This is a genomic window from Mycolicibacterium confluentis, from assembly GCF_010729895.1.
GTDB lineage: Bacteria > Actinomycetota > Actinomycetes > Mycobacteriales > Mycobacteriaceae > Mycobacterium > Mycobacterium confluentis.
Window position 1 is genome coordinate 4511980 of sequence record NZ_AP022612.1, and the last position, 19720, is coordinate 4531699.

A 19720-nucleotide genomic window follows, 5' to 3' on the forward strand; every position below is an offset into this window, starting at 1 on the left:
CTGCCCTTTCCGAGTCGGCGCTCTACGATGCACTTCGGTCTCTGGGAAGGATGACAATGGCGTCAGCGAAGTGCGTGGGATATCTCGGCGGGGCCGCAGTGGCGGCCGGAGTCGGAGTCGCGATGGCCGTGGGCGGGCAGGCGACGGCACACGCCGAGACCGACACGGGCACCGTCACCCCCACGCGCACCGCCAAGGTCGAGAAGACGCAACGCGTGTCCCCGGCGGCCAAGATCGAGGCGCGATTCGAGAAGCGTCGGGCCGACGTCGAATCAAGGCGGGTCGACGTCGAGAAGAGGGTCGCCGACGTCCAGAAGAAGTTCGCCGAGACGAAGCTCCCCAAGCTCGACAGGGAACTTCCGAAGTTCGATCCGGCCGACGCCGTGGAGAACCTCAAGAAGCAGTTCTCCACCGCGAAGGCGGCGAAGCTCACCGCGACAACGTCAGATTCTGTCCTGGCGGAGAAGGCCGCCAAAGCCGCGAAGGCGTTGACGCCGTTGAGTGCCGTCCAGACCACGGCGGCCGCCTCGGACACCGCGGCTGCCCCCGACACCGATGCTCCGTTCACCAACCCGTTCCGGGCCAACGACCCCGATCCCACACCCGCAGGCATGTTCGGCCCGGTGCTGTCGGTGCGCAACGTGGTTCTCCGTGTCTCGCCCGACGTGTTCGATCCGTTCGTGCGTGAGGGCTTTGAGGCCGGATACCGTGTGAGCCAGATGATTCCGTGGGTGAATCTCCCTGTCCCACTTCTTCAGATCGCGGGCGGGACGATCGGAGGCGACCAGCGCGCCACGCAGGTGGCGATCAACCAACTGCTGCTGACGCTGCCGCCGATCGGGATTCTCTACTACGGCTACGACCAGGTGGCCGATCTGCTCAATGTCGAAGTCGGCGCGGCCAGGTTCAAGGAGAACTTCTACATCAAGGCGTGGGACACCATCGATTTCCTCAATCTGCTTCACAACAAAGGCGACTCCGGACTGCCGCGCCTGAGCTGATGTCCCGGCCATGGCCGTGATACTGCGGAGGTTGCTGGGCATCGGAAAGTTGCCCAGCGACGTGCGCGGCGCAGTGGAGGGGCGAAGGACTTCTCCACCTGGCCGAATTCGTGCCGGTCATCTTGCGATTCACCGGCAGGGTGCCCGCCGTCGCGTCGCATTAGGGGCCACATCGGCGCAGAGGCGCATTGACCGGCCCATTTTGTACGCAAACCGCGGCGTGGCGCCGTACCGACGCCCCGCAAGCGGGGACCCCAGCCCGCTCGCGGGGAGGGGCTAGAGCACCTGGGCGACCACGAACACCCGCCGGAACGGGAAGAACGTCGTCCCGTCCGGACGCGCGGGATAGGCCTGCGCGAGCAGCGGAATGATCGCCCGCCGGTAGTCCTGCCAACGCTGCTCAGACAACCTGGACTTCACATCGGTCAACGCGGTCCCGGTGATCCAGTCCAGCACCGGCGTCTCCCCCGCCAGTTCATGGATATAGGTGGTCTCCCACGCATCGACCGCACACCCGGCGTCGGTGAGAAGCTCCGCGTACTGCAGGGGCGTGTCCACCACGTCGGCATCACGAAAAGTGATGTCGGCCAGGTCATCCGCGAACTCACGAGACCGGGCGACGGTACGCACGGCACGGTGCGACGCGTTGTCGAAGTTACCGGGCACCTGCATGGCGATCCACGCGCCCGGCGCCAACGTCGACGCCCACCGCACCAGCACGTCGCGATGCGACGGCACCCACTGCAGCGCGGCGTTGGACACCACGACGTCGGTGTCGGGCGAGGGTGTCCAGGCCGTGATGTCACCCACCACGGCGTCGAGTCCCCGCTCCCGGGCCGCAGAGACCATCTCGGGTGAGGAGTCGACGGCCTCGAGGACGGCGTTCGGCCACCGTTGCGCCAGCGTGACGGTCAGATTGCCCGGCCCGCAGCCCAGGTCCGCGACCCGCCGTGGGTCGGTGGCGCCGATCCGCGACGTCAGGTCGAAGAAGGGCCGTCCCCGATGGTCCGCAAAGGCCAGATAGACGTCGGGGTTCCACATGGTGACATCCTCTATGACGATGGACGAGTTCGAATCGGTACGCCGCATCTGGCAGGGCCTCGGCCTGCCGGGGATCATTGACGTGCACACCCACTTCATGCCCAAGAACGTGATGGACAAGGTCTGGCAGTACTTCGACTCGGTCGGCCCGCTCACCGGTCGCCAATGGCCCATCCGGTATCGCACCGCCGAAGAGGAGCGTGTGCACACCCTGCGCCGATTCGGTGTGCACGCCTTTACGTCCCTGGTCTACGCGCACAAACCGCAGATGGCCGAGTGGCTCAACAGTTGGGCGGCGCAGTTCGCCACGCTGACGCCGGACTGCGTCCACACTGCGACGTTCTACCCGGAACCGGACGCGCGGGACTACGTTCAGGCCGCGATCGTCTCAGGCGCCCGAGTCTTCAAGGTCCACATCCAAGTGGGCGCCTACGACCCGAACGACCCCCTGCTCGACGGGGTGTGGGGCACGCTGGCCGATCACGGCCGTCCGATCATCATCCACTGCGGTTCAGGGCCGGCACCCGGTGAGTTCACCGGCCCCGACCGCATCCGCACCCTGTTGCGGCGCCACCCGCGACTGGACCTGGTGATCGCCCACATGGGCATGCCCGAATACACCGAGTTCCTCGACATCTGCGACGACTATCCGCAGGTCTGCCTGGACACCACCATGGCGTTCACCCATTTCGCCGAGGAGATGAGTCCGTTCCCCACCGATCACCTGCACCGCCTCCGTGATCTCGGTGACCGCATCCTGTTCGGCAGCGACTTCCCGAACATCCCCTACAGCTACGCCGAAGCCATGCAGGCCATCATCGATCTCGAGGTGGGCGACGACAACTGGCTTGCGAACGTCTTCTACGGCAACGGAGCCAGGCTGTTCGGCCTCACCTGAGGAGGCGCGGGGCTACCATCGGAATCGTGGGCTCCAGTGCTGAAGCTGAACCGGTCGATCCGCCTATCCCCGTTCCCGACGTACCAGGCGCCGACGCCGGGGAACGCGGACTGCCCGACCGCTCGGAACTGACTCTCACGCAACGTCTCATCGTCGACGCCTCGGCCGTCGCCGACCTGGGCCTGCGCACCGGCGTCGCCTCGCTCGTGGGTGGTGCCATGCTCCCGCCCGTCGTGGCCGGCGTGCTCCGTGGATCCAACCTGCGCCAGGAGCGCGAGCACCTGCGGTTCTACGCCGACCTCGCCGCGGAACACGATGCGGCAAAATCGTTCCCGGCCCCAATCGCGGAACCACGCGTGTCGGTGAAACCGGCCAATGCGGTGGCCCGGTGGGTGGCGCACGGCAACGTCGAACACGTGCAGTTCCAGAGCAGCTACGAGGCCCTCAACCCGGACATGCGCAACCTGTGGCGCGGGCTGAACCGAAACAACGTCGTGCACGCACAGCACTGGCGCCACGACGACGGCCCACATCCGACACTGTGCGTCATCCACGGGTTTCTCGGCTCGCCGTACCTGTTCAACGGACTGTTCTTCTCGCTGCCGTGGTTCTACCGCACAGGATTCGATGTGCTGCTCTACACGCTGCCGTTCCACGGTCGACGCGCCGAGCGCTATTCCCCTTTCAGCGGCTACGGCTTCTTCTCCAACGGCATGGCGGGGATGGCCGAGGCCATGGCCCAGGCTGTGCACGACTTCCGCTCCATCCTGGACTATCTGGAGTCCACCGGCGTCGAGAAGATCGCGCTCACCGGAATGTCGTTGGGCGGCTACACCTCAGCGCTGATCGCCAGCGCCGATGACCGCCTGCAGGCGGTCATCCCGAATGTCCCTGTGGTCAACCCGGAGTCGGCGTTCGACGACTGGTGGCCGGCCAACAAACTGGTGGAGTTCGGCCGCTACGCCAGCGGGATCACCCGCGAAGAGGCATTCGCGTCGTCCGCCTTCCACTCACCGCTGACGTACGCGCCCAAGGTCCCCAAGGACCGGCGGCTCATCATCACCGGCCTGGGTGACCGCCTCGCTCCCCCGGAGCAGGCCGAGGCACTGTGGGAGCACTGGGACCGCTGCCAACTGCACTGGTTCCCCGGCAACCACATCCTGCATGTGAGCCAGCCGGAGTACCTGCGGCGGATGACGAAGTTCCTTGCCCCGCTGATGTTCTAGGCGCAGCCTCTAAGCATCGACGGCCACGCGTCCGGCGGGCCAGCGCACCGACTCGAGCAACTCAACCGAACCGGTCGTCGCAGTCACGACGTCGACGGCGTCAGGCGCGATCGCGTACAGCGAGGCACGCTGACGCCCGCCCAGCGGCACCAGACCGGACACCGGAACTGACTTGCCGGGGAGTTCCCCGGTGCGGATGGCGCATGCGGCCGACACCCGGGCACCCGGCGTGATCGTGAGCGTGGTCCACACCTCTTTCGCCGACGACGGCGGCAGATCCGCCAGCGCGGTCAGCGTTTCCGACAGCGATTCATCCACCGGCAGAGTGTATGCCGCGAGGAAGCCCTGCGAGCCGTCCTGGATGGCGTGCCACTTCTCCTTGGCCTCGGGCCCGAGCAGGTCCGGCACGTCGGCCTCGGTGGTGCTGACCTGCCATCCGAGCTCACGCAGATGATCGGCCAGGCGGCGCAGCGTGATCTCGGCGGTCCCGCGCAGCGGGATCCGGGCCGACCGGGCCTGCAGGGCAGACAGGTTGGCGGCCGCCGACATGGTCAGGCCCACCCACGTGGTGCGGCCAACAGCGTTGTCCCGGCTGGTGATTCGCGCGGCCTCGCAACGCAGGCCGTACCGGTCGAGGTAGCTCGCGATCACCGGGAGCGGCAGGTCACCGGCACTGTCCGGCAGCACCCGAAGGACCGCGGTGGTGCGTGCGTCGGCCGTGTCCTGCGCCACCAGATGGTGCGCTCCGCCACCACTGCGAGCACCGAGCAGGGCCACGCGGCGGCGCACGATCGTGGTGAAATGCTGTCCGCGCCACCATCCGAACAGGATGATCGAGAGCACGACGGCGATCCCGAGCAGCCACCTGCCGGTCACGGTCTGCCACGGGTAGGCCATGGCCGCGGGCACGATGGCCAGCAGCGCCAGGGAGAGTCGACCGGGTCCCGGCCACACGATCCTCACTGGGAACGTTCCTTTCGTCGATGCGCCACATAGGCCGTCGCGGCCACGGCCAGCGCCAGTGCTGCCGTACCGCCGAACGCGATGTTGCGCGGCGTGTGGTCTTCGGGCGGTGCCACGACGGGCGCCGCGATCTGGGTGCTGGCAGCGGGGCTCGGATCACCCGGCGGCAACTCCCACGTCAAGGCGGCGACGGGGTCGAGTGTCCCCGCTCCCACGACGTTGGAGGGCTCGCGGGCACCGTTGTGCGCGGTGGCCGTGAGCCGTTGGATCACCTGCACCGCAGGCAGTTCGGGGAACCGGCTGCGGACCAGGGCCGCCACGCCGGACACATAGGCCGCCGCGAAGCTGGTGCCGTCGACGGTGCGCATCGGACCGCGGTCGGTGGGCACCCCGTTGGCCAGGCCGCCGTCGCCGTTGCTGAGGGAGACGATGTTCTCGCCGGGTGCGGAGATCCCCACCCACGGACCCGTCATCGTGAACTTCGACGGCTGCCCCGTCGGCGTCAGCGACCCGACCGACAGCACATACGGCTGCCACCACGACGGCGCGGACAGGACACCGACACCCGCCCAGTTGCGGGCGTCCTCGGGATCTGCCGAACGGTTGATCGGATTGGACTCGCAGGTCTGACCGCCGGAGATCCAGTCGGGACCGGTGTCGTTCCCGGCCGCCGCCACGATTACGGCGTCCTTGTCGACCGCGGCGTACCGCAGTGCGGCGCCGAGGGCGGCCTGATCGACCGGGTTGTTCACCGGCAGACAGGTGACCGACGAGATGTTGATCACGCGTGCGCCGAGGTCCGCGGCGTGCACCACCGCGCGAGCCATCGCGGAGATGTCGGCCGACGCCCGTTCGATGGCGGGATCCCCGCCCTGCGTGCGCAGCGAGAACCGCGAGGAGGTCTGACGGATGGACAACACGCGCGCTTCCGGTGCGACACCGGAGAATTCGTCGTCGCCGGGCTGTCCGGCGATGATCCCGGCCACCAGGGTGCCGTGACCGTCGCAGTCCGTCAGTCCGTTGGTGGTGCCGAGGAAGTCACCGCCCGCTTCGACGTTGGGCAGCCGCGGCCCGGGCTTGACCCCGGTGTCGATGACGGCCACGGTCTGCCCCGCTCCACGCGAGAAGGACCACGCGTCAGAGAGATTGAGCATCTTCTGGCTCGCTGACGCCGACGCCGGGTCAGTGCCGGGCAGCACACCCGTCGTGACGCACTCGCCCTGCTGCTGCATCGCCGCCGACGGTGCGGGAGTCCCGGAGGGCGGCGCCACAGCGGGGTCGACGGTGGGCGGGGTGATCGCCCACGCGGTCGGGCTCATCAGCAGCACGACCGCAGATCCCGCCGCCGTGGCCTTGAGCCCGAGTCGAAGCACTCGGATCATCGATTGAGAACCCAGCTGAACAGTCCGACCAGGAACGCCATCACCGGAATCAGCGACGCGTCGATGCCCGCACCGAGGAAACCGATCAGGCGGCGCAGTGGCAGCGAATAGCTCTCCGGCGACGCCAGTTTCGGGTTCGCCGCGACGAACACCCAGACCAGCGCCGCGACGGCCAGCACGACGAGGGTCCACAGCGCCAGCCAGTAGTGGGCCTGGGCGGCGAACAGCACGAGCAGCGAGACTCCCGCCAGATAGGGCTGCGCCAACAGCCATGCCTTGCAGGCCGCGCTGTCCCACACGCGGGCCCGCAACACGGCTGCGACCGCGGTGCCGATGACGACGTACCACGCCGCGGGACGGATGGATGCGGCGTCACCGATGATGGCCAGCGAGCCCAGCACCGACAGCACGACCGCACCAGCGATGAAGCCGGTCTGATGCGCGTCGCTGATGCGGACGCGGCGCGGCAGATCCTCGAGAACCTTGATCGAGGGCGCCGTGGGTGCCGGGTCGCCGGGTGCGGGGATCACGGGCAGCGGCAGGCGCGCCCACACCGCGGACAGCTGAGCCGCCTGCACCGTGACCAGAAGGGCCAGCACCAGCAGACCGCAGCCCAGGGCGAGCAGCGGCAGGTGCCAGACCGCGGAGGCCGCGCCGGCGACCAGCACCCCGAACCCGATGACGGTTGTGGCGGTGAAGAACGACAGCGAACGCTCCGACAGGATCAGGCTGATGAGCGACCAGGCGGTGACGCCCGCGGCCGCGAGAATGACCTGGGCGGGGCCGAATTCACCGGGCACCGCGAGCGCGAAGGCCGCGGCGATCGGGACCAGCGCGACGGCCGCCAATTCGGCTGCGGGCTGCGACGAGCGGGCTCGCAGCAGCAGTGCGGCCACCACTGCGATCGCGGCCAGCGCCGCCACGGCGTAGAGGCCCGCCGTGTGACCGGTCGCCAACCGATGTGCGACGGCCAGTCCGGTGCCGGCCAGCAGCACCGCGACGACGGCGGCGCGGGCCGCCTTCTCGATGTGTTGCGTGCCCCACGGCCGAGTCCTGGACTCGGAGAAGATCACCGCGGCGTCGGCGATGTCCTCGACGATCCCCGGTGCGGCGGGACCGGCGGGAACCGGCTGCAGCGCAAGCAGATCACCGTCGACGACACCGACGGTGTCGAGGGTGGCGTCGAGAGAGAACGTCGCCCCACCGATCGGGGCCAGGCTGAGCCGACGCGGAACCCCCGAATCCTCCTGCTCGTCGTCGTGCTCGGGCAGCAGCTTGAACACCGCGGGCATGATCTCGCGCAGCGGAACCTGGGCAGGCAGCGCCACTTCGGTGATGCGGCCGTCGGCCAGGATCGCGACGCGCACGATCGGCAGGACCGGAGTGGCAACAGTCGCCCCGGAGATGTCTGTCATCTGTTCGTTCTCTCTCAGCTTGGTTCGGTCAGCTCTTCAGCGTGGTGAAGTCTCGTGCGACGTTCGCCGACGGGAACCATTGGCCGTCAGGCAGTGTCGCGGTCAGATTCTGTAGTGCAAGTGCAATCGCGAACGGTGTCCCTGGCGTGAACGTGGAGACCCATTCGCCGTCATAGGCACGGGTGGGACTCACCAGCACCCGCCCTTCGGCGGTGTCGAAGATCGCGACACCGACCTCGGAGGTGTCCTCCGTGGCGTCTCGGCGCTGGCCCGCGACGATCTCGACATAGCATCGGGCCCCGGCGAAGACCGCCTGCACCACGGCATGCGCGGATTCGGGGATGCCGAGATACTCCATCACCGAGGACAGTTCGGCGCCCCGACGCAACTGTTCGTCCGCGCGGGCCCCCACCCTGGCCGGCATCGCGAACTCGTCGAACGCGGCGGGACGCCGATTCGACAGACCCACCGTGACCACGGGCACCAGGCCGTGCGGATCCACGATGTCGACGGCCGTGAACGTCACGAGGTGGGCGTTGCGCAGCGCCACCACGATCCGGTCGTCACGGCACGCCACAATCCCCCGCAGCAGATCGGTGGAGTCGGATCCGCTGCCCACGAAGCGCAGTTCGAGCCAGCGCTGTGGGTGGCAGACCACCCGGATCCACTGCTCGACGGCCGGGTCGATCCTGCCGTCGGTCATCACACCCAGTCGGGTGAGGTGTTCGGTCTGACGGGCGACGAAAGCCGCCCGATCAGAGCCGTCGCGGTACGGCGGAGTGATCGCCAGCACCCAGGGGAAGGTGCCGGCGCCCACCGTGTCCGCGATGAACCAGGCCGCCTCGACGGTCAGTTCGACCGCATTAGGCGCCACTGGTCACTCCGATGAGGACTGTCAGCCCCACTTAGCACCTTCGGCGGCGTCGCGCGCCTGCATCGACATGGTGTTGGTCTCGTGCGTCGTGGACATCGCCCGGTACGCGCGCACCAACTCCTCCATCGCGGTGTTCCACTGCGCCTGCCAGGCCTGGTACGTCATACCGGTGTCGCCCTGCCATGCATTCTGCAGCGCGGCCTGCTCGGTGGCGATGTCGGCGCCGAGGGCCTGCAGCGTGCCCGCGTAGGCACCCATGTCGCCCGCATGGCCCAGCATCGCCGGGTAGTTGTACATGATCTGGGACATCAGAAACCTCCGTAGGTGCTGGCGGCGGCGGCATCCTGGGCGACGTAGGTGGCACCGGCCTCGCCGAGGTTGGCCTGCGCGACGTCGAGCAGCGTGTTCACCTTGGCGGCGACCTCGACGAAGCGCGCGTGGGCGGCCTGGAAGGCGGCCGAGGACTCACCCATGTGGAAGCCCTGAGCGGACATCGCGGCCTGTTCGGCCTGCGCGATGGTGCTGCGCATCAGCGCGGTCTTCGCGCCGAACGCCGATTCCGAGGCGATGATCTGGGGGATGTGAGCGTCGAGAAGACTCATGCTCGTTGTTCTCCAATCAGTCTGTTCAACAGGACGTTTCTTCGACTACGGACGTTCAGGTGGTGCCCCCTCTCCCCAGCTGTTGGGCAGCATGGGCGTGGTGGGGCCGTTCCCGAAGGAGTCGTCGTCGAGGGTGGTCAAACCCGTTGCCTCGCCGACCTTCTCCTTGGTCTCGGTGCCCGTGAAACCTCCGGCGGCACCCAATCGGCCCGCGCCCGCAGTCGACGCCGAGGTCGTCGGCTGCGGGGTGGGCTCGGGCGGGGTCGACGGTCCGTCGTCCATGGTCATGTACTCGTCGCGGTGTCCGCGGTCCTTGACCCCTGCGCCTCGGCGCCGCCGGGCGCGGGCCTTCTCGCGGGTCGAGGCAAGGGCCCCTGCCGCAGCGGCGGCGGCCATGTCGGAGGCCGGTGCCTTGACGCCGGTGCGGTCGGTCAGCGTCGGCCAGAAGCCCTCGCCCGGGTCGTCACCGCGCACCGCATAACCCGCCATCTCGGCGCCTGCGGCAGGCACAGGGGTCGCCGTCGCGCCTCCGGACATCGGCGCGGGCGGTGCACCGGCCCCACCCGTCGCGGGTGCGGCCGAGCCCGGCACGTTGGCCAGCGGCCACTGCTGCTCGGTGCGGATCGGTGGCGCAGGCTCCGGTGCCGCCTCTTCGAGGGGCGGTGGCACCTGGGTGAGGCGCTCCGCCAACGCGACGATGGCGGGAATGCCGAGACCGAGCACCACCGGCAGCAGCAGCGGGGAGAGCAGCAGCGTCGGATAGACGGTCAGAGCGCCGATCCATGAGACCACCTGCCATCCGAGCGCGAAAAGCAGTGGGCCCCAAGTGGTCAGCGCGGCCGTCGGGTTGGTGGCGAAGTCGGTGATCATCTGCTGGAGGATGCCCAGCGGATCTTCGAAGAACTTGACGAGTTCTTCACCGCCGGGAAGGCCCTCCAGATAGGACCGCAGCCAGTCCGGCAGGCTGCTCTCGGAACTCTCCAGTGCCGAACCCGATTCCGTCGCCTGGGCCTGCGCGCCCATCTGCGTCAGGTTGGCCATCATGGTGCCGATCTCGCCGACACCCGGCGTCAGCACGAACGGCGCGGGGGTGGTCCGCGGCGCGGTGGCCAGCGCGACCGTGCTGATCGCCTGATACGTGGTCATCGTGGTGGCCGCCTGAACCCACATCCGGGCGTAGTCGGCCTCGTTGAGCGCGATCGGAATGGTGTTGATGCCGAAGAAGTTCGTCGCGATCAGCGCGCCGCGGATGGCGTGGTTGGCCGCGAGTTCGGCCAGCGTCGGCATGGTCGCGAGCGCCGTGGTGTAGGCCGCCGCGGCCGTGTTGTGCTCGGCGGCCACCCCGGCACTGTTGATGGCGGCCTGGTTGAGCCACGCCAGATAGGGCGCATGCGAGGCGACGTACTGCTCGGCGCTCGGCCCCTCCCAGGAGCCGGCCTGCACCGAACCAAGCAGAGCCGAAAGTTCAGCCGCCGCAGCCGAATACTCGGCACTCAAACCGCTCCACGCACCCGCGGCGGCCAACAGCGCCCCGGGACCCGGGCCGCTGGACAGCAGCGCCGAGTGCACCTCGGGAGGCGACGCGAACCAGACGGGCGCGGTCATCTAGACCCCGCGGGCGATCATGTAGGTGGAGGCGGCCTGCAGGTCGCCGGTGGCATAGCTGGTGCCGGACTCGCCGACTCCGACGCCCGAGCGGCCCAGCTCCTCGACGCCTTGGGCGGCGACGGCGGAGTGCTCGAGGCCCTGCGCACTGAATCCGGCGGCGGTCTGCAGCGAGACCGGGTCGGCCGCAGGCGGAATCACCGCACTGATGAGCGGAGCGGCGGCGGCATGCGCGGCGGCCAGTCGGGCCGTCAACGACTCCACCGCGGCACTGGTGGCCACCAGGCCTTCGGGAACCACACGGAGCGTCATGGGTTACTCCCTTCCTTCGTTGTTGGTGCTGAAGTGGGTGGTGCTCACGCCGATCAACGGATTGACGAGCTGGACATGGGTCGGGGTGTCGGTGTCGTCCAGCAACACCGCGCGGCCGGCAGGCAGCCGCGAGAACCGATGGCCGCGAATCTTGCCGCCATCCTGGGGATTCCCAGACAACATCAGCGTTGTGGCCTGCAGTTCGTTCATCCTGCGCAACAACGGGTTGGTCATCAGGGCATGTCCGGAACCCGTGGCGCGGGCGGTGACGATCACCCGCAGGCCCAAATCCGACGCCTGCGACAGCAGACCGATCAGAGGTGTCCACGGCCGCTGTCCCACATACGGTCCCGACATCGCCGGAGCGTCCGGGATCTGGTCGACGTCGTCGATGATCAGGTAGTGCGTGTGCCCGGTGTAGGTCCACTTGGCCAACTCGGCAGGTGTCAGCCCGGCAGGCGGACGGCGCCCTTCGATGATGGCCGACAGTCCGAGCATCGCCGGGGTGATCCGGTCGATGTTGGCCGTGTACTCGTTGTCCGGGAACAGGGGCTCCTCGACCAGATGCAGGCGACGGTCGAGCACCGTGAAGGCCACCTGGTCGGAGGTCGAGTTCTCCCGCACTGTGCGGATGATGTGGCGCAGCAGCGTCGTCTTGCCGGACTTGGTGTCGCCGAGTGCCATCAGCAGCGGATGCGCGGCGAAGTCGACGGACACGGCCGCCAGATCCTCTTCGCGCTGACCGATGACGACCTGCTCGGCTCCCAGGTACAGCGGAGCCACGGCGGCCGGGGCCAGATCGGTCGGCAGCAGGCGCACGGCGGGTGCCGCGACACCCTGGTGCCGTGCGTTGATCTCGTCGATGCGCCCCAACTCCGGTGCCGCGAACAGGAAGTGCTCTGCGGCCATCGTCAGGCCGCGACCGGGCTGGTCGTAAGGCACACTCTCGGCCGGTCTGCGCACCGCGCCCGTGATCCGGACGTTGCTGTCCCGCGGATCGGGCAGCCGCAGTTCGAGACGCATCCCCAGGCCGTCGCGCATGGCCAGCGGGACCTCGAGCCAGTTGGGCGTGGTGATGACGACGTGGATGCCGTAGGCCAGGCCGTTGTTGGCCAGCTCGGTCACCTTGTTCAACAACGGGTTCCGCGTGTTGAACTGGTCGGTGTTGTCGCGGCCGAAGGCGTAGAGGTTGTCGATCACCAGGAACACCCGCGGGTGGATCTCCCCCGGGCCGGCCTGGCGGCGACGCGCCAGAAGCTGCTCGAGTTCGCCGAACGTGCGGCGAATGAGTTCGGCCTCCAGCGGCGAGGCGACGCTGCCGACGTGGGCCAGCGACTCCAGCGGCCGAAGCTGTCCGCCGCCGTAGTCCAAGCAGTAGAACACGACGTCACGCGGCGAGTGGGTCGAGGCCGCGGACAGGATGAATGTCTGCAGCGCGGTCGACTTGCCCGACTTCGCACCACCGTGGATCAGCAGGTTGCCCGCCGCCGAGGTGGCGTCGAAAAGCAGTGGGTCACGGCGCATCTCGAACGGACGGTCGATCTCACCGAGTGGCCACACGCCCCGGCCCTCGGGGACGGCGGCGTCGGCCAGGACACTGGAGAGTGCGACCGATTCGTCGAGCGGTGCGAGCCACAGTCGCGGCGCGTGCGGGCCGTAGCCGGCCAGCTGGTCACCGATCGTGGCGATCAGTTTCTTCGGCGGGCCGACGGGGACGTCCGCGTCGTCGAAGGGCGCCACCACGATGTCCTCGTCGGCGTCGACCTCGGCTGCGGTGAACAACTGCGGGCGGGGATCAGCAGGCACCACAATGGATCTGGGGCGCCGCGGCGGATCGTAGATGCCGTCGACGTAGGTGCTGCGGAACTTGATCGGATCTGCGCCCGGAGCCGGCACCAGGAAGCCGACGCCCTTGTGCTCCCGGCCCGACTCGATGTGGTAGGCGTCCTCGACCCCGATGATCTGCCGCGACACCGACGGACTCGCGACCTTCAGTCCGATCCGGTACGACGTGTTCTTGTCGATGTCCTTGATCTTGCCGATGTCGAGCGTCTGTGAGGCGAACAGGATGTGGATCCGGAACGAGCGACCCTTGCGGGCGACGTAGTCGAACAGTTCGGCGTACTCGGGATGGTCGGCGAGCATGAGCGTGAACTCGTCGGCGACCACGAACAGCGTGGGCATCGGAGGCAGGTCATGCCCGGCCGCGATCGCGGCCTCGTATTCGGTGACCGAGTTGAACGCGCTGCCCTGGATGCGGCGTCCGGCGTCGCGCAACTGGGTTTCACGCCGCGCGACCTCGCCACGCAGGGTGTCGGCGAAGCGGTCGGCCAGCGACTTCTTCTCCGCCATGTTGGAGATGACGGCGACGACCTGCGGGAAGTTGCGGAAGATGTCCGCCCCGGCCTCACCCTTGAAGTCCGCGTAGATCACGATCAGCCGGTCGGCCGAGTGGGTGGTCAACAGCGACAGCAGGATCGCCATCAGGGTCTGGGACTTGCCCGAACCCGTCATACCGATCATCAGCCCGTGCGGGCCCATGCCGCCCTCGGCCTCGTCCTTGAGGTCGAAGAACAGCGGCTCACCGGTGGCGGTGACGCCGATCGGCACCCTCAACTCCTCGTCCCGGCTGCGGGGGGCCCACAGGGTCGGAACGTCCAACTGCGTGGCGTCGGCGATGTCGAACAGTGTCGTGAACGTGGCTCCGCTGGTGCCGGCCGAGCGCAGGCCCGCGTGGGTGGGGTTCGAATCCCACCGCGACAGTTGACGCGCCAGATGCGCGGTCTCGTCGGCGGCCAGCGCGTCGACCCGGTCGACAGCCCGCTGCCAGCCGTTGGCACCCCACCGTTCGATCTGCCCGTCGCCGATCTTGAAGATCGGCTTCTCGGGATCGGGATACTGCTCGCGGTGCGGCGGCACATCGGAGAGGTGCACGACCGTGACGCCGGCCCAGGCCGCCGACAGCACCGATGCGGACAGGTCGCAGTCGGGATCGTCGACGATGATCAGCAGGTGCCGCAGACCCAACGTGCTGGCATCGGACCCGTCGAACAGGGGCCGCTCGGCCAGCACGGGGCCGATCTTGGCGATCAGCTCGTCGGCGCTCGACGCCAGGAAACGGGCCGGGCCGACGCCGTCGATCGCACCCGGAACATCTACGTGCGGAAGCCATTTCAACCAGGACCAGTCCTGCGACTCCAGCTCCGGACTGGCCAACGCCACACCGAGGACACCGGGATCATGCCAGGTGACCGCCTGCGCGATCCACGCCCGCACGGCCGCGTGCACCTCGGCGGTGTCGCCGAGCACCGTCAGCCGCGAGATCTTGGCCAGGTTGATGCCCGTGGGCGCCTGGCGCACGGTGCGCTGCGTCTCCAGCAGTGAGCGCAGCGCGCTGTAGGAGACGGGCTCGAGGTCGACCTCGTCGACCGCGTCCTTGACGCGCAGGGCCGTGTCCAGCGGAACGTCGTGCAGACCCGTGCGGATCACCAGGAAGTCGGAGTCGTGCGGGTCACGTTCCCACTGCCGGCGCGAGCCCGAACTGCTCAGCACCGCAGGAAGATCCACCGGGTCGGGATGCGACCACAACAGGGCGGCACGCTGGTCGGCGGCCTGCTGACGCACATTGTCGCGGACCACCGACAGGTAGCGCAGGTAGTCGGCACGCTCGGCGTCGACCTCCTCGGTGCGCATCTTGTTGTCGGTGCCGCGGTACAGGGCGGTCGCGGCCAACAGCAGAACGAAGGGGAAGAACAGGATCTGCGGTGAGATCATCCGCATTCCCGTGGCGACCATCGCCACGATCATGCCCACGATCAGGATGACGATCAGGTAGGGCAGCGCGCGACGCAGCAGCGACGGCGGAATCACCCGCGGCAGCTCCGGCGGCGCCTCGATCGTGATGGTCCCCTTGCGGAGCTGAGGCCGGGGCAGTCGCCGGCGCGCCTCGAAAATCAACCTGCTCATCGGGTCTCCGTCCCAGCGTTGCTGGCGTAGGCGGTCAGCGCGTCAGCTTTGGACAGCGCGGGCCCTGGCGCGAACAGCGACAGCACTGACCACGGGATGTCGGCGGGCGGCGGGGTCAGACCCAGCGCCCCAACGGTCTTCGCGAGTTCCTCGGCGTTGTCGGCCTCGATGCCGTACCGCACGCCGGTGTCGGCGATCCAGAACAGCGAACCCGCGATCGGTGACGCCGGTTCCTGCCCCACGGTCTGCGTCAGGTATCCGGTGCCGACCGGCAGCGCCACGCGGGTCGCCGTGGTCGCACCACCGGGCGTCAGGTCAAGCGGGCGGACATTGTCGGCGATGGGCAAAGAGGCCCCCGACAGCAGGGTCAGCGAACTGGTGCTGGCGTCGGCGGCCTTGGTCCAGCGCACACAGCTGATCGGCGCCGACGCGGGATCGACGAGCGTGAGCTGCTGCGCCGGGTAGCTCGCGGTGTCGAGCAGGCGGGACTCCGGCAGATTCGCGATCTCGTCGGGGTCCAGTCGCGGCGGCTGGTCCAGCCCATACGAATTGGTGTTGCGCAGCAGTGCGGCCAACACGGGCGAGACGGGCTGCAGCCCGTCGGGCAGCACGGCGTAGTGCAGCACCGAGCCGTCAGTGCCGTACGCCACCACGACCGCACCAACCGGTGCGGGCACCGGAAGGGGGAATCCCGCGGGGCCGCCGGCCTCGGGGATCACCGGCGCCCGCAGCGGCTGGCTTTCCGGAATCGCATTGAAGAGGCCGGGCGAGATCGACCGCGGCGCAGGAACGTTCGAGCTCAGGCCGAGCGCCGACGTCACCGCTCGGTCGGCCAGGTCGATGGGGCTGCGGCGGCCGTCCCACAGCAGCCACGCACCGCCGCCAGAGGACACCAGGATGGCGTGATCGGCGGCCAACTTCGCGGCTCGTTCGCTGCCCTCGGCGGGGGCGCCGGCGATGACGGTCACGCCGGGGTAGCTGGAGCCGACACCGTCGCACACCGTCCAGTCACCGTCGCGTGATGCGTTCTGCACCATGCGCTCAGGGGCCCCGGCGATGCCGATCATGGCACCGCGCGGAAGTTCGTCGAGCTGGGCACTGCGGACCGCGGTCGGCTTGTCGGCCGCGCCGGCGATCAGGCGGGCGGAGGTGAGGTTGAGGACCGGGTGGACCTTGCCGTTCACCTGGACGTAGAGGGCCGAGCTGTCGCGGTCGGCCAGGATCACGCTGCCGCCGACCGTTCCGCCCGGGCGGATCCACGAAAAGATCAGGCAGCCAAGCAGTCCCGTGACCACGATAAGGGCGCCGAGGACCACACCCCGGGTCTGGGTGCGCAGCGGGTCGACCAGCATGCGGGTGTCGTGCAGCGCCACCCCGGACGCCAGGCGGCGCATGACGAAGCGCCAGCCCGTGACCTGGTGCCGGGTGACGAACCCGCGACGGTAGGTGACCGCGTCGAGGTTGGTGTTCTCCGGGGTGCGCGACGTGAAGGACCGACGTTCGGAGTCCTCGGCGTTGCCGTCGCGCCGCTTGTCGTCGCTCATGCGGGCACCGTCAGGCCCAGGCCGCGAAGCAGCGGCGCCACCGACCTGCCCACATCACCGGCGGTGATCGTCATCAGCTCCTCATCAGAGAACGAATTGGTACCCGCGGCCTCGGAGTGGTCGAGGCGGAACTCGCGCTCCTCCTCGGACCGCTCGACCACGTTGCGGACGAACCGGCCGTTGCCTGCGATATCCAGGCTGCGGCGGTCCACTCCGGTCGCGTCGGGCATGGTGGCCGAGGCCAGGTGGGTGAACCGCTTCTCGAGGTCGGCCAGGGCCGCGTCCTCGAACACGCTGTCGCGCTGCTGGGCCATGGAATTGGCGATCTCGACCAGTTCCCTGGGCGTGTACGACGGGAAGTCGATGCTGCGGGTGAAGCGGGACCGCAGACCCTCGTTGGTGTCCAGGAAGCGGTCGAGGTCTGCGCGGTAGCCCGCGATGATCACCACGAGGCGGTCGCGGTCGTTCTCCATGCGCGCCAGCAGCGTGTCGATCGCGACCAGGCCGAAGTCGTTCTTGGCGCCCGTGGCCACCAGGGCGTACGCCTCGTCGAGGAACAGCACGCCGTCGAGCGCACTGTCGATGATCGCGTTGGTCTTGGCCTCGGTCTCGCCGATGTGCTGTCCGATCAGGTCGGCACGGTGCACCTCGCGGACGTTCTCCTTCTTGAGCAGCCCCAGGCCGCAGTAGATCTTGGCGACCACGCGCGCGATCGTGGTCTTACCGGTACCGGGCGGGCCGGCGAAAACCAGGTGGTGGGACCGCTGCGCGACGGCCAGGCCGCGCTCCTGACGCAGCAGCGCCATGGCGACCGACGACTTGAGCCTCGACACCTGGTCCTTGACCTCGTCGAGGCCGATGAACTCACCCAACTGCTGCTCGGCCTCGGCCAGCAGCGTGGCCTTGCGTTCATGTGCGCCCGGGTCGACGAAGTCGGCGTCACTGGGCTCGGTCTCGTGATCCCAGGGATCTGTGCGGGCCTCGATCCGCGCGGCCGACGTCGTGACGATGCCGAAGGACGGATCCGACAGGGCCTCGGCGACCTGCTCGTTCTCGGGGTTGGCCGCGTAGAGATCCTGCAGCACCTCGGCTGCGGTCTCCTCATCACCGTGCGCACGCAGGGCCAGCGCCCGGGCCAGCGAACCGTCGACGACCGCGACCGCGATGGGGCCGTCGGGTTCGTCGAGGTAGGACAGTGCGGGCGCGAACATTCCCAACCGCGCCAGAGCGGTACCCAGGGCGATCTTCACGGCGTGCGCAAAGACCGCGTCGAGGTCCTTGTCGTTGACGATCGGGGTGAGCAGCTTGACGACGTCCGACCAGCGCTGCGCGCGGTAGTGGATCGCGGTGGCGACCCAGCGGGCGTCGTGCCAACCGGAGCGCCGGGAGAGGATCTCCGAGACGATGGCGTCGGCGTCGGCCAGGCGACCGGCGGCGGCCAACGCCGCGGCGTAGGCCAACCGGAAATCGTCGGGCCCGGCGGCGCGCAACTGCAGGTACAGGCCGGTGTCATAGGTGAAGCCCAGCGCCGCGGACTCCAGTTCGATCCGGCGCTGCAGCAGGCCCGCGGTGGGCAGCGTCTCGGCGATCGCCTGCAGGACGGGAACCGAGGTGTCCCCCGCCGCGGCGAGACCGGTCCAGGCGTCGCACTGCTGGTGCGCGACGCGGGTCAGCGCGGCAAAGCCGGATCGGGCGGCGGTGAGGTCCGCTGGTCGTCGGCGGTCATAGACCGTCAGGCCGAGCGCTTTGCAGCACGTCGCGAAGCGGCTGACCACGTCATCGTCAACCCGGGTGGCGGCCAGCGCCGTGAGCACATCAGTGCCGTTGTCTGCGGTACCCATAGTCATTCCTGCGGGCGCAGCAAGGCCGCTCCCACCCCGTCTCCTCGGCTCATACACGTCGTTAACTTGTTCACGCCAACTTGCAGAAGTTAGCATTGCATAAGCTAACTGTCGAGCCTTCCCTCGGGGCGAGCCCAGCCCAGGCAGTTCTACTTTTTTATGGCCTTGACCAGGGTGTTTGCGTTGACCATCGACGCGGCCGGCGAGCCCGCCGGTGGCAGTGTCCGACCCAGCCCAGTCAGAAGTTCAGCCAGTGGCGTCCGCGCCGCATCCCAGCCGTGGGCACCAAACCACTGGTCGGCGTCGGCGAACTTCTCGTTGTAGACCAACGCGAAGAACACCGCATCACCTCCCGCGGCGCGTTCGGCGGCCTTGGCGGCCTGGAATGCGGGAGCGGGCATGGGTTCGCCCTCCTCGATTCCCACGTGGCTGCCGGGCGCCGTGAGTGCATCGATTCCGGCAAACAGTTGGCCCTGCGCCGTGGCCGGGAGGTAGATCATCAGACCCTCGGCGACGAAGGCGCTGGGCGCTGCCGGGTCGAACCCGGCAGCCCGCAGGGCGGCGGGCCAGTCGTCGCGCAGATCGACGGCCACCTCCACGCGGGTGGCCGTGGGCGACTCGCCCCGCGCTTCGAGCACCTCGCGCTTGAAGTCGAGCACGCGCGGTTGGTCCAACTCGTAGATGACCGTGCCGTCCGGCCAGGGCAGTCGGTAGGCCCGGGAGTCCAGGCCCGCGGCAAGGATGACGACCTGCCGCACGCCGTCGGAGGCGGCGGCGGCGAAGAATTCGTCGAACCATCGAGTCCGGGCACCCTGGAAGTTGACGAAGTGAGTGCCGAAATCCTCAGTGCGCAGACGGCTTTCACCCTCGGGGTCGTCGAGGGCGGCGGCCCACGATCCGCCCACCGCACGACAGAACACCTCGGCGTAGGCATCCACCGCGACCGGATCGGGTTTCTGCGCCTCCAGCGCGCGTGCCGCTGCGACGAAAAGCGCCGTCGATCCGACGCTGGTGGTGATGTCCCAGGAGTCGTTGTCAGTCCTCATGCGG

General features: G+C 68.7%; 16 protein-coding genes. 3 read left to right on the forward strand and 13 right to left on the reverse strand.

Annotation, left to right across the window (positions count from 1 at the left end; genetic code table 11):
• The first annotated feature begins 56 nt into the window (after positions 1–56).
• The gene (locus G6N34_RS21395; RefSeq protein WP_133057756.1) at positions 57–1001 is read left to right on the forward strand and encodes a hypothetical protein; all 945 of its coding nucleotides are present in this window, start codon (positions 57–59) and stop codon (positions 999–1001) included.
• A gap of 276 nt (positions 1002–1277) precedes the next feature.
• Here the strand turns inward: G6N34_RS21395 and G6N34_RS21400 are convergent, their stop codons facing one another.
• Positions 1278–2042, reverse strand: coding sequence for a trans-aconitate 2-methyltransferase (locus G6N34_RS21400; RefSeq protein WP_085151766.1), 765 nt, complete (start codon positions 2040–2042; stop codon positions 1278–1280).
• 19 nt (positions 2043–2061) lie between these two features.
• Between G6N34_RS21400 and G6N34_RS21405 the strand changes: the two genes are divergently transcribed.
• Both G6N34_RS21405 and G6N34_RS21410 read left to right on the forward strand, forming a co-directional pair.
• The gene (locus G6N34_RS21405; protein WP_085151767.1) at positions 2062–2940 is read left to right on the forward strand and encodes an amidohydrolase family protein; all 879 of its coding nucleotides are present in this window, start codon (positions 2062–2064) and stop codon (positions 2938–2940) included.
• 26 nt (positions 2941–2966) lie between these two features.
• Positions 2967–4166, forward strand: a complete 1200-nt coding sequence (locus tag G6N34_RS21410) for an alpha/beta hydrolase family protein (RefSeq protein WP_085151768.1) — start codon at positions 2967–2969, stop codon at positions 4164–4166.
• A 9-nt stretch (positions 4167–4175) separates the two neighbouring features.
• Here the strand turns inward: G6N34_RS21410 and eccE are convergent, their stop codons facing one another.
• From eccE to G6N34_RS21470, 12 genes are all read right to left on the reverse strand, one after another.
• The gene (gene eccE, locus G6N34_RS21415) at positions 4176–5129 is read right to left on the reverse strand and encodes a type VII secretion protein EccE (protein WP_109788461.1); all 954 of its coding nucleotides are present in this window, start codon (positions 5127–5129) and stop codon (positions 4176–4178) included.
• Positions 5126–6511 (reverse strand): type VII secretion-associated serine protease mycosin, encoded by a 1386-nt coding sequence (gene mycP / locus G6N34_RS21420; protein ID WP_085151769.1) that lies wholly within the window; start codon positions 6509–6511, stop codon positions 5126–5128. The genes eccE and mycP overlap by 4 nt, the downstream gene beginning before the upstream one ends.
• Complete coding sequence (gene eccD / locus G6N34_RS21425; RefSeq protein ID WP_085151770.1) at positions 6508–7926, reverse strand: type VII secretion integral membrane protein EccD; 1419 nt, start codon at positions 7924–7926, stop codon at positions 6508–6510. The genes mycP and eccD overlap by 4 nt, the downstream gene beginning before the upstream one ends.
• Positions 7927–7954: 28 nt before the next feature.
• Positions 7955–8800: an ESX secretion-associated protein EspG gene (locus tag G6N34_RS21430; protein ID WP_085151771.1), complete on the reverse strand. Its 846-nt coding sequence runs from the start codon at positions 8798–8800 to the stop codon at positions 7955–7957.
• Between the two features lie 21 nt (positions 8801–8821).
• On the reverse strand, positions 8822–9109 hold the full coding sequence (locus G6N34_RS21435) for a WXG100 family type VII secretion target (RefSeq protein WP_085151772.1): 288 nt from the start codon (positions 9107–9109) through the stop codon (positions 8822–8824).
• A complete protein-coding gene (locus G6N34_RS21440) occupies positions 9109–9402 on the reverse strand; it encodes a type VII secretion protein EsxS (protein ID WP_085151773.1) in 294 nt (97 codons plus the stop codon). Before G6N34_RS21440 ends, G6N34_RS21435 begins: the two co-directional genes overlap by 1 nt.
• Positions 9403–9447: 45 nt before the next feature.
• The gene (locus G6N34_RS21445) at positions 9448–11007 is read right to left on the reverse strand and encodes a PPE family protein (protein ID WP_085151774.1); all 1560 of its coding nucleotides are present in this window, start codon (positions 11005–11007) and stop codon (positions 9448–9450) included.
• Positions 11008–11319, reverse strand: a complete 312-nt coding sequence (locus G6N34_RS21450) for a PE family protein (protein WP_085151775.1) — start codon at positions 11317–11319, stop codon at positions 11008–11010. It abuts the gene before it with no gap.
• A 3-nt stretch (positions 11320–11322) separates the two neighbouring features.
• Positions 11323–15285, reverse strand: coding sequence for a type VII secretion protein EccCa (gene eccCa / locus G6N34_RS21455; protein WP_085151776.1), 3963 nt, complete (start codon positions 15283–15285; stop codon positions 11323–11325).
• The gene (gene eccB, locus G6N34_RS21460; protein WP_085151777.1) at positions 15282–16829 is read right to left on the reverse strand and encodes a type VII secretion protein EccB; all 1548 of its coding nucleotides are present in this window, start codon (positions 16827–16829) and stop codon (positions 15282–15284) included. The genes eccCa and eccB overlap by 4 nt, the downstream gene beginning before the upstream one ends.
• Positions 16826–18670, reverse strand: a complete 1845-nt coding sequence (eccA, locus tag G6N34_RS21465; RefSeq protein WP_085151778.1) for a type VII secretion AAA-ATPase EccA — start codon at positions 18668–18670, stop codon at positions 16826–16828. Before eccA ends, eccB begins: the two co-directional genes overlap by 4 nt.
• Positions 18671–18819: 149 nt before the next feature.
• The gene (locus tag G6N34_RS21470) at positions 18820–19716 is read right to left on the reverse strand and encodes a class I SAM-dependent methyltransferase (protein WP_085151779.1); all 897 of its coding nucleotides are present in this window, start codon (positions 19714–19716) and stop codon (positions 18820–18822) included.
• Between the last annotated feature and the right edge of the window lie 4 nt (positions 19717–19720).

What these genes read in the sequence shown, in the direction of transcription:
- G6N34_RS21395 (WP_133057756.1), top strand. Translation starts at nt 57, where the DNA reads ATGGCGTCAGCGAAGTGCGTGGGATATCTCGGCGGGGCCGCAGTGGCG.
- G6N34_RS21400 (WP_085151766.1), bottom strand. Translation starts at nt 2,042, where the DNA reads ATGTGGAACCCCGACGTCTATCTGGCCTTTGCGGACCATCGGGGACGG.
- G6N34_RS21405 (WP_085151767.1), top strand. Translation starts at nt 2,062, where the DNA reads ATGGACGAGTTCGAATCGGTACGCCGCATCTGGCAGGGCCTCGGCCTG.
- mycP (WP_085151769.1), bottom strand. Translation starts at nt 6,511, where the DNA reads ATGATCCGAGTGCTTCGACTCGGGCTCAAGGCCACGGCGGCGGGATCT.
- eccD (WP_085151770.1), bottom strand. Translation starts at nt 7,926, where the DNA reads ATGACAGACATCTCCGGGGCGACTGTTGCCACTCCGGTCCTGCCGATC.
- G6N34_RS21435 (WP_085151772.1), bottom strand. Translation starts at nt 9,109, where the DNA reads ATGTCCCAGATCATGTACAACTACCCGGCGATGCTGGGCCATGCGGGC.
- G6N34_RS21440 (WP_085151773.1), bottom strand. Translation starts at nt 9,402, where the DNA reads ATGAGTCTTCTCGACGCTCACATCCCCCAGATCATCGCCTCGGAATCG.
- G6N34_RS21445 (WP_085151774.1), bottom strand. Translation starts at nt 11,007, where the DNA reads ATGACCGCGCCCGTCTGGTTCGCGTCGCCTCCCGAGGTGCACTCGGCG.
- G6N34_RS21450 (WP_085151775.1), bottom strand. Translation starts at nt 11,319, where the DNA reads ATGACGCTCCGTGTGGTTCCCGAAGGCCTGGTGGCCACCAGTGCCGCG.
- eccCa (WP_085151776.1), bottom strand. Translation starts at nt 15,285, where the DNA reads ATGAGCAGGTTGATTTTCGAGGCGCGCCGGCGACTGCCCCGGCCTCAG.
- eccB (WP_085151777.1), bottom strand. Translation starts at nt 16,829, where the DNA reads ATGAGCGACGACAAGCGGCGCGACGGCAACGCCGAGGACTCCGAACGT.
- eccA (WP_085151778.1), bottom strand. Translation starts at nt 18,670, where the DNA reads ATGGGTACCGCAGACAACGGCACTGATGTGCTCACGGCGCTGGCCGCC.
- G6N34_RS21470 (WP_085151779.1), bottom strand. Translation starts at nt 19,716, where the DNA reads ATGAGGACTGACAACGACTCCTGGGACATCACCACCAGCGTCGGATCG.